The 14,531-nt window shown below is 52.4% G+C and carries 11 protein-coding genes; 8 read left to right on the top strand and 3 right to left on the bottom strand.

Translation table 11 applies throughout. The features are described 5' to 3' along the window. Positions 1–10 precede the first annotated feature (10 nt). From ACFVSO_RS00255 to ACFVSO_RS00220, 8 genes are all read left to right on the top strand, one after another. Positions 11–1,615 carry a helix-turn-helix domain-containing protein gene (locus ACFVSO_RS00255; RefSeq protein ID WP_387468877.1) on the top strand — a complete coding sequence of 535 codons (1,605 nt, stop codon included), beginning with the start codon at positions 11–13 and terminating at the stop codon, positions 1,613–1,615. A gap of 133 nt (positions 1,616–1,748) precedes the next feature. Then, positions 1,749–2,720, top strand: coding sequence for an ABC transporter substrate-binding protein (locus tag ACFVSO_RS00250; RefSeq protein WP_387468875.1), 972 nt, complete (start codon positions 1,749–1,751; stop codon positions 2,718–2,720). 97 nt (positions 2,721–2,817) lie between these two features. Then, positions 2,818–4,779 (top strand): AraC family transcriptional regulator, encoded by a 1,962-nt coding sequence (locus tag ACFVSO_RS00245; RefSeq protein ID WP_387468873.1) that lies wholly within the window; start codon positions 2,818–2,820, stop codon positions 4,777–4,779. Positions 4,780–4,846: 67 nt separating this feature from the next. Then, the gene (locus tag ACFVSO_RS00240) at positions 4,847–6,562 is read left to right on the top strand and encodes an ABC transporter ATP-binding protein (protein WP_387468870.1); all 1,716 of its coding nucleotides are present in this window, start codon (positions 4,847–4,849) and stop codon (positions 6,560–6,562) included. 74 nt (positions 6,563–6,636) lie between these two features. Beyond that, positions 6,637–7,695 (top strand): FecCD family ABC transporter permease, encoded by a 1,059-nt coding sequence (locus ACFVSO_RS00235; RefSeq protein WP_387468868.1) that lies wholly within the window; start codon positions 6,637–6,639, stop codon positions 7,693–7,695. Beyond that, entirely contained in the window at positions 7,695–8,729 is a 1,035-nt protein-coding gene (locus tag ACFVSO_RS00230; protein ID WP_387468866.1) for a FecCD family ABC transporter permease, read from the top strand. The genes ACFVSO_RS00235 and ACFVSO_RS00230 overlap by 1 nt, the downstream gene beginning before the upstream one ends. Before the next feature lie 72 nt (positions 8,730–8,801). Further along, the gene (locus ACFVSO_RS00225) at positions 8,802–9,854 is read left to right on the top strand and encodes an NAD(P)/FAD-dependent oxidoreductase (RefSeq protein WP_387468864.1); all 1,053 of its coding nucleotides are present in this window, start codon (positions 8,802–8,804) and stop codon (positions 9,852–9,854) included. 203 nt (positions 9,855–10,057) lie between these two features. Then, positions 10,058–11,914 (top strand): SLC13 family permease, encoded by a 1,857-nt coding sequence (locus ACFVSO_RS00220; RefSeq protein WP_387470492.1) that lies wholly within the window; start codon positions 10,058–10,060, stop codon positions 11,912–11,914. Positions 11,915–11,986: 72 nt separating this feature from the next. On the opposite strand, the gene ACFVSO_RS00215 is transcribed toward ACFVSO_RS00220, so the two are convergent. The 3 genes from ACFVSO_RS00215 to ACFVSO_RS00205 form a co-directional block, all read right to left on the bottom strand. Further along, positions 11,987–12,295, bottom strand: a complete 309-nt coding sequence (locus tag ACFVSO_RS00215) for a winged helix-turn-helix transcriptional regulator (RefSeq protein ID WP_119800736.1) — start codon at positions 12,293–12,295, stop codon at positions 11,987–11,989. Between the two features lie 340 nt (positions 12,296–12,635). Continuing rightward, a complete protein-coding gene (locus ACFVSO_RS00210) occupies positions 12,636–13,481 on the bottom strand; it encodes an EamA family transporter (RefSeq protein ID WP_387468862.1) in 846 nt (281 codons plus the stop codon). A gap of 231 nt (positions 13,482–13,712) precedes the next feature. Beyond that, the gene (locus ACFVSO_RS00205; RefSeq protein ID WP_387468860.1) at positions 13,713–14,522 is read right to left on the bottom strand and encodes a histidinol-phosphatase; all 810 of its coding nucleotides are present in this window, start codon (positions 14,520–14,522) and stop codon (positions 13,713–13,715) included. Between the last annotated feature and the right edge of the window lie 9 nt (positions 14,523–14,531).

Here is a 14,531-nt window from a genome sequence, read left to right as displayed (position 1 = left end):
CATAGCAGGTATGGATGCATCCATCTTTACGTTGAAGTCGGCAAGCCGGCTTCAATTACAGCACCAGGCTTCGACCCTACAAGTAGAATTTCCATCCTTTATAGCGGCAGAGGGAGGGGTTAAGGTTAAGCTGGGCAGACGAACCGTGACGCTTCAGAACGGGGTTATGATGTTTCTGAGGCCATGGCAGCAGATCAAGCTTCTATCCAGCGGTACGCCGAATGTCAGGATTCATTATATTGCCTTCGAGTCTTACCGTCTAATGGAGGAGAGCGACAATCGAATGCTGTATCATGTCGATTGGTCGATCCTGCCGGAGAGCGGCTGGGTGTCGCCGAATCTGTCACAGCGAGCCTATTCGCAGCTGCGTCAATTGACAGAAGCTCCGATAGCGGGCAAGATTAGCAGTCGCGCCAAGCGGTATATGCTGGAGGAGCTGCTCGATTTCGTGTTCTCCGGCGATGGCGGAGGCAAGGAAGACGTCCATTATGATAAGTTGATCGACGAGGCGATCGCGTATGTGCATGGGCATTATGAAGAACCGATTACGCGCGCTCAGCTTGCAGGGATGGCCGGCTTCAACGAAACGTATTTCTCCACGCTCTTCCGCAAGCGAACAGGCTGGGGATTCTCCGAATATTTGAATCGATTCCGAATCGGGAAAGCGAAGGAGCGGTTGCTTGCGTCGGATCAGACGCTGCATGAAATTGCGCTCAGTGTGGGGTACAAGAGCGGGTTGTACTTGAGCCGGAAGTTCAAAGCCGTAACCGGCATGACGCCAGGGCAGTTCCGCAGCTTGCCCAAGCCGGCACGCATCGCAGCCTTCCAGTTTGTAGGCCATCTCTTGGCATTAGGCGTTCAGCCGATTGCCACAGATGCAATCATCCTCCATCATTCGCTCTTGTTGAAGGACGAGTTGAGAGACGTCCATACGGTAAGCGAGCAGTACGGCGCGGATGATCTCAAGTCGCTTGGCGTGGATCTGATCCTTGCGCCAACCTACTTCTATCATACGCCGGACAAAATGAAGCAGCTGGAGGAGATTGCGCCAGTCGTCACGCTGGATTGGGCTAAGCTGGACCCGCTGGAGGAGGTTAGGCTAATCGGCAAGCTGGTGGGGAAAGAGGCTGCAGCGGAGCAATGGATTAACCGTTACTTGGCCAAGGCCCGGTATGCCAGGCTGCGGCTCGCTGAACATATCAAGCCGAATGAAACGGTTGCGTTATATGAAATACGGGAACAGTCCATCGGCATTTGGAATCGAACGCTTCGAGGGGCCTACAATTTGTACAACTCACTGGGTATGACTGCGCCGGAGCGGATACAGCAAGAGGTGCTGCTGCCCGATAAGCCGATGTATATAACGGAATCCGAGCTGCCGGAGTATGCGGCTGATCATATGTTTGTCGTCATATGTGACAGCCCGGATTATGAAGGCGAGCTGAACCGTATGCTTCGGGAAGACGAAGCATGGCGCAGCTTGCCCGCCGCAAAGCATAACCGCATCTACCCGCTTAAGCTGGAGGAATGCTGGAGCTGCGAGGGGTTATCGCTTGAGAAACAACTGGAGAAGCAAGTGGAATGGCTGCTGTCCGGGCATGTGATCCAACATTAAGACATAACAAAAAGACAACTTCTTGAAATAGACGGTCATGTCTCCTGCTGATATGATTAGGTCCGTAACCGATAATGATTCTCATTATTGGCGATGTGATCACATCAAGTCTATTTCAGAGGAGTAGAGATACATGCAGAAGGCCAAACCTTATATTGGATTTATTAGTTTGTTAACGGCGCTTATCGTCGTATTGACCGCTTGCGGAAGCGGGGAAGGCGCTCAGCCCTCCAATCAGAAGGACAACCAAGCTTCTGAGTCCAGTCCTGCGACACGCATCGTAAAAACCGTAAATGGCGATCTTGAGATTCCTGCCCATCCGAAGCGTATTGTTGCGCAAGGCTATATGGCTACCTTATTGGCGCTTGGCGTCAAGCCGATAGGCGCGCCATTCTGGGATATTGAAAGTCCGCATGTACAAGGCTTGACGGACGGAATTGAAGATATCGGCAATATCGATAACAGCAGCGTAGAGAAGATTTTGTCGCTAGAGCCTGATTTGATTATTACGCTAAGCCAAGACCCGCAGCTCTACGTGCAGCTTTCCAAAATCGCACCTACCATTGTGTACACGTACGATACGTTCAAGGACACGCGAGATGAAATCCGCGAGTTCGGAAAGCTGTTAGGCAAGGAAGATGAAGCGGAGATGTGGGTTGCTGATTTTAATGCGACGGTAAAGGCCGCCAAAGGCCAAATAGAAGGCATTATCGGTGATGATGAGACGGTGACGGTAATGGGAGGCTTCGACAAAGGCATGTACATTTACGCCTCGGGAGTATGGCGCGGCGTACAAGCTATCTACAAGCATTTGGAGCTCGCCCCGCCACCGCGTGTGCAGCAGATGATCGAGGCTGGCGAGGATAATAAGAAAATATCCTTCGAGCTGGTTCCGGAATTTGCGGGAGACTACATCTTTCTGGATTCTCCGCAGGAGGGACTGCTGGATCGGGAAGGCTCTGTATGGAAGACGCTGGATGCGGTAAAGAAGAACCAGGTATTCGATCTGGACGGCGATTACTTCTGGCCATACGATCCGATTGCAATCAAAGCCCAAGTGCAAAAGGTGGCGGAGATGCTCCAGGCGTGGAAGCAGACGCAATAACGCTCTATACGTGAAACCGTTGACCACAGCCTTCCGCCGTCCGCATCATGAGCCGTAATACTCATATAAGAGGAAGGTTGGAAGGGTGTTATAGACCATGTTTGAACAGGAGCATATCGCATTATGGAATCATGCCTCGATCAAAGTGTTGGATATCAGGCACATGATCTTACGAAAAGGGGAAGAGTTGAGCGGGTACCAGCTGCCGGCGAGCATGTTCTTATTCGCCGCTAGAGGAGGCGCTGCTATTACGCTGGACGGAACGGAATATCCTCTTCGTCCGTTTCATGTGCTCCATGGCGGCAAAGGCTCTATTATGGATATCCATATAAGAGAAGAGCAATGGGAGTACGACTTAATCTATTACAAAGCCGTACTGCCACTGCCATCCCGCAGTATGACGGAGCTGCTGGCACGCTCTAATCCCTTCCGGACGGCGTATCAGCTTATGCCGGATGATCCACTCTCCTTATTCCGAATCGTCGAAGCAATGCGCCGGGAGTGGCTGATCGCAGGTCCGTTCGAGAGATTCCAGGTCAAATCGATGTTTTATGAGCTGGTCGGCATGATCCTGCAGCAGCTGCATCGGCAGGGCGTAGAGTCTGCGTCAGCGGTGCCGGATCTTGCGGCACGGGCTGTCCGGTATATGGAGAGGCATTATGCGGAGTCTATTTCGCTGGAGTCGCTTGCAGCAGCATTAAATTACAGCGCCGCACATCTGTCGGATGTGTTCAAGAAGCAAGTGGGCTATAGTCCAATCGATTATCTGCTTCGTATCCGAATGGAAAAGGCAGCCTGTCTGCTTCTTGACACGGAAGCAAGCATCCGCGAAATCGCGGCATATGTGGGGTATGCCGACCCGTATTATTTTGGGCGCATGTTCAAGAAGATGATCGGAGTTTCTCCGCTTCAATACCGGAACATAAGACTCGAAAATAACCAATCCGAGAAAAATCCATCTGCAATCCTAAGATCCTCCATTGCCGCAGTGGGGAAACGGGATCATACTGATAATGATAATTGTTATCAACATCAGAGCAGAGGAGATTATTTCATGTACAAATCGTTTTCAACTACAACCGCGGCAACGCTATTGCTGTGCCTCTCCTTAGTGCTGAGCGCATGCTCCGGCGGGACTGCCGCTTCCAATACGGGCAATGGACCGGCGCCGTCTTCGAAGGCAGCGGAGGGCAGCTCCGGCAACACTTCGCAATCGACTGCCGTTGATTCAGAAACCAGGACGGTCGTCTCCGGCGGCAAGGAAATACAAATACCGGCTAATCCGAAGCGCATTGTCGCCGATCAATATTTGGGCAGCTTTATTGCCCTTGGCGTTACGCCAATCGGAACGCCTGGCCTTCATTGGGACAATCCATATTTGGCCGAGCTGCTGGAGGGCGTCGAGGATATCGGCGAGGTGAATGGCTCATTGGAGAAGGTGGTCGACCTGCAGCCTGATTTGATCATTACAGGCGCCTCTATGGATGATGCCAGATACGAGCAGTTATCCAAAATCGCGCCAACTCTTGCTGTCCCATATGGCGAGCTTAAAAACGCCCATGAGGAGCTGACGTATTTCGGAGAGCTGCTTGGCAAGGAAAAGGAAGCGAAGGCTTGGCTGGAGGAATATGACCGCCGGATTGCCGCTGCGAAAGAGAAAGCCCTTCAAGCCGTGCAGGAGGACGCTACCTTCTCGATTATTGAGTGGTCCGATAAAGACATTTATGTATACGGCGACAACTTCGGCAGAGGCGGTCAACCCGTCTACCAAGCGCTTGGCTTCCATCCGCCGGCGGGAATCGCCGCAGAAATTATGGAAAAGCAATGGGCTAGCCTGTCGAATGAAGCGCTGCCGCAATATGCAGGCGACTACATCATTCTGACCTCCAACGATCGTACCGTGGAGGATGTGAAGGCCGATCCGATCTGGGGCACGCTTGATGCGGTGAAGAATGACCGGGTTTATGTATGGAAGGAAAAGGATTCCTGGTATTATGATCCGCTTGCCGTTTTGTCCCAAACCGAGGAGCTTGCCGAATGGCTGGCAGGATTGAAATAACGAGCGCTGAAGCTCGCTGAAAATGGGGCAACCCTTTGATTGATTATGTGTAGCCGTGGAGGTAGTTATGTTACGTCGTTTTTTTGAATATTACCGCCCCTATAAGGGCTTGTTCATCCTGGATTTTTCTTGTGCGATAATAGCGGCCTTGCTGGAGCTGGCATTCCCGCTTGCAGTCAATCGCATCGTTGACGATTTGCTGCCGAGCGGCAATTGGGTGTGGATCTTATATGCTTGTCTCGGATTGCTTGGCATCTACATCATCAGCTCCGCCCTTCATTATGTCGTGACCTATTGGGGGCATAAGCTAGGCATTAACATCGAGTCGGATATGCGCAAGAGGCTGTTCGACCGGGTTCAGAAGCTTTCATTCCGATTTTTCGATAATAACAAAACCGGGCATCTGGTCTCCCGCATGACCAACGATTTGATGGATATCGGCGAGATTGCCCACCATGGTCCGGAGGATTTGTTTATCGCCATTATGACGCTGGCGGGTGCGTTCGGCATTATGCTGAGCATCAATTGGCAATTGGCGGTGTTGACCTTTATTATCGTGCCGATCATGATTTATTTGTCCATGTATTTCAGCAAGAAGATGTCGGCGGCCTTCAAAAGAATGTTCGCGGACATCGCTGACTATAACGCAAGGGTAGAGAACAACGTCAGCGGCATTCGCGTCGTTCAGGCGTTTGCTAATGAAAAGCACGAAATCAACCGTTTTGCCCAAAACAATGAACGGTTCCGAATCACGAAGTTGCTTACCTACCGGATTATGGCCTGGAACTCCTCGCTTAGCTTCATTCTGATGAAGCTGGTGTCGCTGTTCGTACTTGTATGCGGAACATGGTTTGTCATTGAAGACAGAATGTCGTACGGCCAGTTTATTGCGTTTGTCATGCTGTCCAATGTTTTCTTGGGACCAATCCAGCAGATTAACTCGGTCATCGAGACGTATCCGAAAGGGATTGCGGGCTTCAAGCGGTACCTGGAGCTGCTGGAGACGGAGCCGGATGTAGACGATGCGCCGAATGCCCGCCATGTGGAGCATCTGCGCGGAGAAATCCGCTTCAACGATGTAACGTTTGGCTACGAAGGCAAAGACAAGGTGCTGCAAGGCGTGAATCTGACCATTCGCGCCGGAGAGACAGCCGCGCTTGTTGGGCCGTCAGGCGCCGGCAAGAGTACCTTATGCTCGCTGCTGCCGCGATTCTACGATGTAGAGGGCGGGGCGGTCACCATTGACGGCATGGACGTTCGTAGCATGACGCTGGAATCGCTGCGCGCACAGATTGGTATTGTCCAGCAGGATGTCTTCCTGTTCGACGGTACGATTCGCGAAAACATCGCTTATGGCAGACTGGGCGCAAGCGATGAAGCGATCTGGGAGGCCGCGAGACGCGCTCAGCTGGAGGATCTGATCAAGTCGCTCCCTGATGGCCTCGACACCTTTATAGGCGAGCGTGGCGTGAAGCTGTCCGGTGGACAAAAGCAGCGGCTGTCGATTTCTCGCATGTTCCTCAAAAATCCGCCTATTCTGATTCTCGACGAAGCGACTTCGGCGCTGGATACAGAGACGGAAGCTGCGATTCAATTGGCCTTGTCAGAGTTGTCGCAAGGGCGCACAACGCTTGTTATTGCGCATCGTCTTGCCACGGTCAAAAATGCGGACCGCATTATCGTCGTAGCGGAACAGGGAATTGCCGAGCAAGGCAAGCATGAGGAGCTCATTGCGCAGGAAGGCGTATACAGCCGTCTGCACCGTGCTCAATTCGGGATGTAAACAATTGATCAATCGGGTAACAAACGATTTACTACAATATGTCATCGCGATCTAGACAAATGAGGAGTAAGGTTATGTCGGACTTGACTAAAAAAATGAATATAGATGAAACTGGCGAGGACAGGACGCGACTGCGGTCGCGTCCTGTAGCCGCAACATTAATCTTGATCGGCGGCACGATTGCTCTATTGCTTAGCGTGGCGTTGTCCGTGTCGTTCGGAGCGGCTGATATTGAGTTTGCAACGGTGTGGAAAGCCATATTTTCCTTTGATCCTACGATAACGCAGCATCAGATTATTCAGGAGCTGCGTCTGCCGCGTGTTCTGGGCGGCGCTATGGTGGGCGCGAGCTTTGCCGTAGCGGGTGCGCTTATGCAAGGCATGACGCGCAATCCGATGGCGGATTCCGGCTTGCTGGGCTTGAATGCCGGAGCTGGCTTTGCGCTTGCCATATGTTTTGCGTTTTTCCCAGGCATGCCTTTTATGTATCTGATTATGTATTCCTTCATTGGAGCGGGTGTCGGAGCTGGTCTTGTATTCGGCGTCGGGTCAATGGCCAAGGGCGGGATGACACCCGTCCGTTTGGTGCTTGCAGGTGCGGCGGTCAGCGCGCTGCTGGCGGCACTGAGCGAAGGCATCGCGCTTTATTTCCGCATCGGCCAGGATATGGCATTCTGGTATGCGGGTGGCGTAGCGGGTACGAAATGGAACCAGCTTGAGATTATGGCGCCATGGGTAGGCTTGGCGATTCTCGCTGCCATAATGCTGTCCCGGTCGATTACACTGCTTACGCTGGGGGAAGAGATTGCTGCAGGACTCGGACAGCGAACCAAGCTGGTCAAGCTGGCGGGTACGGTTATTGTCCTGATTCTTGCGGGCTCTGCTGTATCCGTCGTGGGCGCAGTCGGCTTTGTCGGACTGATTATTCCGCATCTGACGCGTTTCCTGGTCGGCGTGGACTACCGCTGGATTATTCCTTGCTCGGCCGTGCTGGGCAGTCTGCTGGTCATGCTTGCAGACTTGGCGGCGCGTATGATTAATCCTCCATACGAGACGCCTGTAGGAGCGCTCATTGCGCTGATAGGCGTTCCGTTCTTTCTATATTTGGCAAGGAAAGAAAGGAGGGAGCTGTAATGCGGGAGGCAGATGTACTATCCGCCAGCGACAACCGGCTTCGAAGAGGGCTTATCGTCATGGCGATTTTGGCTGTACTCATCATTACTGCGTTCATCATCAGTATGAATACAGGATTTATCCGGCTCTCGCCGCTTGATGTGATGAAGACGTTATTCGGCATGGGAACGGAGAAGCAGTCGCTTATTCTTTATCAGTTCAGGCTTCCGCGTATTGTCATCTCCCTGCTGATCGGCGCAGGACTCGCTGTATCCGGCTGTATTATGCAAGGCATATCGCGCAATGCGCTGGCCGACCCCGGCATCCTCGGCATCAATGCGGGGGCAGGGCTGATGGTGATGCTGTTCATCTCCTTTTACCCGACGACGGCGGCAGCGCCTGTATTTCTGTTGCCTGTGCTCGCCTTGATCGGGGCGGGCGCGACCGCAGCATTAATCTATGCGCTGGCTTACAAGCGGCATGAGGGGATATCGCCGACTCGGCTGATCCTGACAGGTATTGCTGTAGCAGCAGGGATAAGCGCGGCGATGATCGTATTGACGCTGCGGCTGGACCCGAACAAATATCAATTTTTGGCTACCTGGCTGGCGGGAAGCATCTGGGGCTCCAATTGGAAGTTCGTGCTCGCCCTGCTGCCTTGGATTGTCGTACTGCTCCCTTATGTATTCTATAAGGCTCGTGTTATGAACGTGCTCAGCCTAGGCGACCAGATTGCATCTGGGCTCGGCACCTCGGTGAAAGGCGAGCGAATGAAACTGCTAATCGCGGCTGTAGGGCTTGCCGGCGCATCCGTCGCCGTCAGCGGAGGCATCGGGTTTGTCGGGCTGATCGGTCCGCATCTCGCACGGCGGATGGTGGGACCGAAGCATCAGCTGTTGCTTCCGGCATCAGCATTGGCGGGTGCTTTGCTGGTCATTATTGCCGACACAGTCGGTCGCTGGATACTCCAGCCGTCGGAGATACCGACGGGCATTGTGGTTGCCGTCATCGGCGCCCCTTATTTCTTGTATTTGCTCGCTCGCACGAGAACCTGAGGATGTGAGCAGCATCTGAGAAAGACGTGACTAGACGATGATTCTTTAATAAGATTACGGGAGATGAGAGAGATGGAGAACAATCAACTATTTGATGTTACGATTATCGGCGGGGGGCCTGCGGGCTTATATTCCGCTTTCTATAGCGGCTTGCGCGAGATGAAAACCAAACTTATCGAATTTCAGTCGTTTTTGGGCGGCAAGGTGCATGTGTATCCCGAAAAAATGATTTGGGATGTAGGCGGACTGACGCCGATTACGGGCGCGCAATTAATTGATCAGACCGTGGCGCAGGGGATGACCTTCGATCCAGAGGTTGTCCTGGGGCAGAAGGTGACGTCAATCTCCAAGAATGAAGACGGACATTTTGTGCTGCACACCCAAACAGGTGATGCCCACTATTCCAAAACGGTTATTCTGGCTGTTGGCGGCGGCATCCTGAAGCCGACGAAGCTGGAGGTTGAAGGCGCCGAGAAGTACGAACTGTCCAACCTGCATTACACGGTCAAATCGCTGGAGCGCTTCAAGGGGAAAACGGTGCTGATTTCTGGCGGCGGCAACGCGGCGATCGACTGGGCCAATGAGCTGGAGCAGATTGCGAAGAAGGTATATTTGACCTACCGCAAGGAGATGCTGAACGGCCACGAGGCGGAGGTAACACGATTAATGAACAGCTCGGTGGAATGTCTGCTTAATACGACCATTGAGAAGCTGGTTTCAGAGCCTGGCTATGAGAGAATAGACAATGTGGTGCTAAAGCGCAGCTCGGACGGCGAAGAAATCGTACTCAGCGTCGATGAGGTCGTCATTAATCACGGTTACGAGCGCGACAAGGAATTGCTGCAAAAGAGCGAGCTGAAGATCGAGATGGAAGACGAATATTGCGTAAAAGGAAAACCAACAAGCGAGACATCAGTAGAGGGTTTGTACGCCGTCGGGGATATTCTCTACCATGAAGGCAAGCTGCATCTGATTGCAGGCGCGTTCCACGATGCGGGCAACGCAGTTAATAAAGCAAAGCAGTATATTACCCCTGACGCCAGAGGGTGGGGCGTAGTTTCTTCTCATAATGAATTGTTTGACAAGAAAAACCGCGAGCTGATGAAACATTTGTATACAACCTAATACGTATTGAAACCAGGCTCCCGAGCGGCACATAACTGTTGCCCGGGAGCTTTTTTATGGGATTTGATACAGCCGGACTGGTGGAAACGATTCCAATATTGTGCCCAAAAAGTCACTCTATGAATCTTATCCTCCTGTATAATCGTATAGAATAGAGCGTAATTGCGTAAGAGCATCTGGAGGGAGTCGATTTGCAGTTGGATATGATAGTAACCTTATCGGTATTGGCAGGGGCCGCAGCCCTGTTTGTAAGCGGCAGAGTGCGTTCCGACTTAGTCGCCATATGCGCCCTGGTCATACTGGTATTATTCGATATACTTACTCCGGCAGAGGCATTGTCGGGCTTTGCCAATTCCGTCGTCATTATGATGATCGGCCTGTTCATAGTGGGGGGAGGCATCTTCCAGACAGGACTGGCTAATATCGTGAGCGGCAAGCTGCTCAAGCTTGCCGGCACGAATGAGACCAAGCTGCTTGTGACCGTGATGCTGTCCACATCGTTTATTGGTGCTTTTGTCAGCAACACGGGGACGGTTGCCGTTATGCTTCCGATTGTCATCAGTCTCGCGATGAGCGCTAATGTCAGTCCGGGCAAATTGCTGATGCCGCTCGCTTTCGCCAGCAGCCTTGGAGGAACGCTGACCTTGATCGGTACGCCGCCTAATATGGTGATTCGGGAGACGCTGGCGAAAAACGGCATTGCCGAGCTGACGTTTTTCTCCTTTACGCCGATCGGTCTAGTATGTCTCCTGCTCGGAACCGTTCTGATCATCGTGTTCAGCAAATGGCTGCTGAAGTCACGCAGCGGCGAAGACGACAGCCGCTCAGGCAGTCAAAGCGTGCACCATCTGGCACAGCGTTACAGCCTTACCGGACATCTGTACCGCGTTCAGGCGGACAGCAAGTCCAGCGTTGTCTCGAAGCCGCTTAAGGAGCTGTCGGTTCTTCAACAATACGGCATACATATTAGCGAGGTCAGACGGAAGACGTCGCATAAGAATCCTTTTTTCAAAACGATTAATGGGGAGATGGCAGGCCCTGACACGGTCGTCATGGATCAGGATATTCTGTATGTAAAGGGCACGTTCCAGCAAGTGGAAGCTTTCGCCAAAGATTGCGGATTAACGCTGCTGGATCACCAGGCGACAGAGCGGGTGGGCGGAGCGGAGACGGACGGTTATGCATCCCCCGAGATCGGCATTGCGGAGGTGCTTATCCCGCCAAACTCCAAGCATATTAATCAATTGATTAAGCATGCCGGCTTCCGTGAGCAATACAGTGTCAACGTTCTTGGCATACAGCGCAAGGGAGAGTATGTGCTGCATGGACTCAAGGACGAGAAAATCCGGCGCGGAGACGCGCTGCTGGTTCAGGGCACCTGGAAAAATATCGCCACGCTGTCCAAAGAGCAAGCCGATGTTGTCGTTGTAGGGCAGCCGCTGGAGGCGGCCGCTTCTATGCCGCTTAGCCATAAGGCGCCGCTCGCAGGCGGCATCATGGCCTTGATGGTTGCGCTCATGATCGCAGATTTATTCCCGGCGGTGATATCCGTTATGATTGCTGCGGTGCTGATGGTAGCAACAGGATGCCTGAGAAATATGGATGCCGCATACAAGACGGTTAATTGGGAGAGCGTCGTCCTTATTGGGGGCATGATTCCCATGTCGGTGGCGATCGAGAAGACTGGAGCGGCTACGCTGATCTCGCAAGGGCTTGTCGACAGCTTGGGCAGCGCCGGACCGCTTGCGCTGCTGGCGGGGATATATTTTGCGACGTCGACTCTGACACTGTTCATCAGCAACACAGCCTGCGCCGTCTTGTTCGCGCCGATTGCACTTGCTGCGGCAATTCAGTTGGGTGTCAATCCGGTACCGTTCCTGTTCGCCGTAGCACTCGCCTCCAGCATCTGCTTCGCCGTGCCATTCTCGACGCCGCCGAATGCGCTGGTGATGTCGGCAGGACGGTACACCTTTATGGATTATGTGAAGGTCGGCTTGCCCGTTCAGCTGCTGCTGGGGGTGGCGATGGTTGCGCTGCTGCCGCTGTTTTTCCCGTTTTAATGGTTCAGGAGAAGTCGGAGTAGAAGGAAGGGCAAATAAAAAAACCGCCTGCAATGGCGGTTTTCTTATGTTTTACATCCAAGTCTCGCCCCATGCTTGTATGGATTCGATGACTGGCTGCAGGTCTCTGCCCTTAGGCGTAAGCTCGTACTCAATCCGAACGGGCATCTCTGGATATACCTGACGGTTGACGATGCCGAGCGTTTCGAGTTCTTTCATCCGGTCCGTCAGCATCTTGTCGCTCATTTCCGGAATTTGTTCCTTAATATCTTTAAACCGCTTCGGTCCGCCTAATAAAACTCGAATGATTCTACCTGTCCATTTTTTGCCTAATAGATCAGCCGCAGCTTCATACCTCGGGCACATTGTCGAATAATCCAACAGAATCACCCCTCTTTTCATAGTTCTATTGTAGCATATGTACGAACGAAAAGTAAGTGTGCCAGGCAACAAAGGCTTTTGGCGAGCTTATGCGCAGGCAGAGACTGACTTTTTATCAAGTTGGATAAAGCGTTATGTTGGTAAGGAGGAGCACTGAGATGCCTTCCGGATAACGCAGCTTGATATCATATCGTCCAATAGCAGGAACATAGTGTTCAATATGTTCATTGTTCAATGCGAATACGACAATGCCGCTTGTCGTCGTTCGTTTGCTTTGTTGACTATTCTTCAACACTAACGTATGAAAGACTATAAAGGTTGCAAGAAAAATGCAAAATATTTACATCTTAATTACGATGAGTCCGGTAAGCATGAACAGGAATGCGGCCCACTGCTGCAAAGATAATCTTTCTTTGTAAAGCAGAATGGAGCCGATGGCTACAACCAGGCTGTTGGTCGCGAAGATCGGAGCCGCCAGATTCGCCTGGCCAGTCGAAATGGCAACCGCATAGAGCTGGAGGCCGCCGTAGGAGAACAAGCCGGCTGCAAGCCCAAGCTTGAGGCCTATGCGTCTGGACGCTGGTGTAATGATCTCGCTCGATGGAATAAGGAACCATGCAATCGACAACGCATAAGCGACGAACAAGACCGGCGCACTCGAAAGACCAAGCTCGTCTGTCACTTTAAGTCCGCCGTTGCGCAAGGTGAACATGAGGATCGCCAGCCCGACAATCAGAAACCAGCGTTTTTCTTTAATCGTGAGCGGTTCCTTGCGCTTGTAGGCGATCAGCATGACAGACAACAGAAGCAGGATGACGCCAATTCCCTGCGGCAAGCTGAGCGGCTCATGGTACCATAGCGTAGCCATCGCTACAACCAGGACGATATTCAAATTCGTTAAGGGAGAGGTCAAGCTGGCGGGACCATGCTCAAGCGCCTTCATGAACAAGGCATTGCCCCAGGCAGAACCGGCGCCGATAATGAGGCCTGCTGCCCACACTCTTATATCCAATAAAGCGCTAAGACTACCCTCGATAGCCGTATGAATGCCGAAGCCTGCTGTGCCTGCGGTGTAGAGAGCAAGGAGCAGCATGCGGGTAGAACCCCCGCGCATTTGCGATACCTTCATCCACCAGCCTGCCAGTCCGAATAGGACTGCGCTGCCGATGGCTATTGCTAACCACATTGAATTTCACACTCCCGAATTTGTTACACAAATGAAATAGTCCTGTTACCGCCCTAACATATGGTTGGGCTATTATAATAAACAAGACCCCCTTTTATATAACCTTTTAGGGCCTGCGGCGTGCAGGCCCGCTTTTTTTTGTCTTGCAAGGTCAGGACACAGCTTGCTCTGCGGATCAGACTTCACACACAGAAGGGGAGGGACGCTGATCTGCATCCCTCCCCCATGTGGCTATAGCGGCACGATAACTTGCTGTCGCTGACGGTAGAATACCCAATGCTTAAAGCCGATCTCCTTCAGCCGCTTGGCGACCAGTTCCCATTCATCTCCGACGCGGGAAGGAATATGGGCGTCCGATCCGAACGTGACATCCACGCCGAAGTGAAGCGCCCGCTCCAGAATGGTGTCAGACGGATACCAGCCCCCAACATCCTTCGTGCTGCCCGATGTGTTGATCTCGATCGATACGCCGCAGTCTGCAATGGTACGCAGCGTATCGTCAATATGTTCATGTCCAGGAATATCCGAGAATGCGGGGTAATAGCCCTTCATCGCATCGATATGTCCCAATATATCGAACATGCCGCTTTGTGCGGATTGCTTGATCAGCTCGTAATAGCTTTTCTTTTCATTTCGATGTCCGGCTTCGTCCAGGTTCTTCCAGCGATTTCGATTGAAGATGCTGACCCCGCTGACCTGATGCACGGAACCGATCAAGTAATCGAACGGAACGCCCTTATAGGCTTCCCGGTACGCTGCGGCGTGATCGGCGAAGTAGTCCGACTCCATGCCGAGCAGCACTTCGATGCGTCCTGCATACTTCTCCTTCAGCCGCAGCACTTCATTCACATAATTGGCAAAGTCGCTTCTCGCCATAGCAATGCCCGGCCAAGGCTGATCCTCTTCATGGAAGAAATAGGGGGAGTGGTCGGATATGCCGATGACACTTAGTCCGGCATCGATACCGGCGAGAATGTAGTCTTCAATGGTGCCATCCGCATGTCCGCATCTGACGTGATGTGTATGTAGATCGAATTTCAATGTAAACCC

It is taken from the genome of Paenibacillus sp. NPDC057967 (assembly GCF_042887015.1).
GTDB lineage: Bacteria > Bacillota > Bacilli > Paenibacillales > Paenibacillaceae > Pristimantibacillus.
The sequence above is the reverse complement of the archived record's forward strand: the minus strand, read 5'-3'. Positions and strand labels throughout refer to the sequence as shown.

Bases quoted from the DNA above. Each gene is read 5' to 3' on its own strand.
- ACFVSO_RS00255 (WP_387468877.1), top strand. From the start codon at position 11: ATGGATGCATCCATCTTTACGTTGAAGTCGGCAAGCCGGCTTCAATTA.
- ACFVSO_RS00250 (WP_387468875.1), top strand. From the start codon at position 1,749: ATGCAGAAGGCCAAACCTTATATTGGATTTATTAGTTTGTTAACGGCG.
- ACFVSO_RS00245 (WP_387468873.1), top strand. From the start codon at position 2,818: ATGTTTGAACAGGAGCATATCGCATTATGGAATCATGCCTCGATCAAA.
- ACFVSO_RS00240 (WP_387468870.1), top strand. From the start codon at position 4,847: ATGTTACGTCGTTTTTTTGAATATTACCGCCCCTATAAGGGCTTGTTC.
- ACFVSO_RS00235 (WP_387468868.1), top strand. From the start codon at position 6,637: ATGTCGGACTTGACTAAAAAAATGAATATAGATGAAACTGGCGAGGAC.
- ACFVSO_RS00230 (WP_387468866.1), top strand. From the start codon at position 7,695: ATGCGGGAGGCAGATGTACTATCCGCCAGCGACAACCGGCTTCGAAGA.
- ACFVSO_RS00225 (WP_387468864.1), top strand. From the start codon at position 8,802: ATGGAGAACAATCAACTATTTGATGTTACGATTATCGGCGGGGGGCCT.
- ACFVSO_RS00220 (WP_387470492.1), top strand. From the start codon at position 10,058: ATGATAGTAACCTTATCGGTATTGGCAGGGGCCGCAGCCCTGTTTGTA.
- ACFVSO_RS00210 (WP_387468862.1), bottom strand. From the start codon at position 13,481: ATGTGGTTAGCAATAGCCATCGGCAGCGCAGTCCTATTCGGACTGGCA.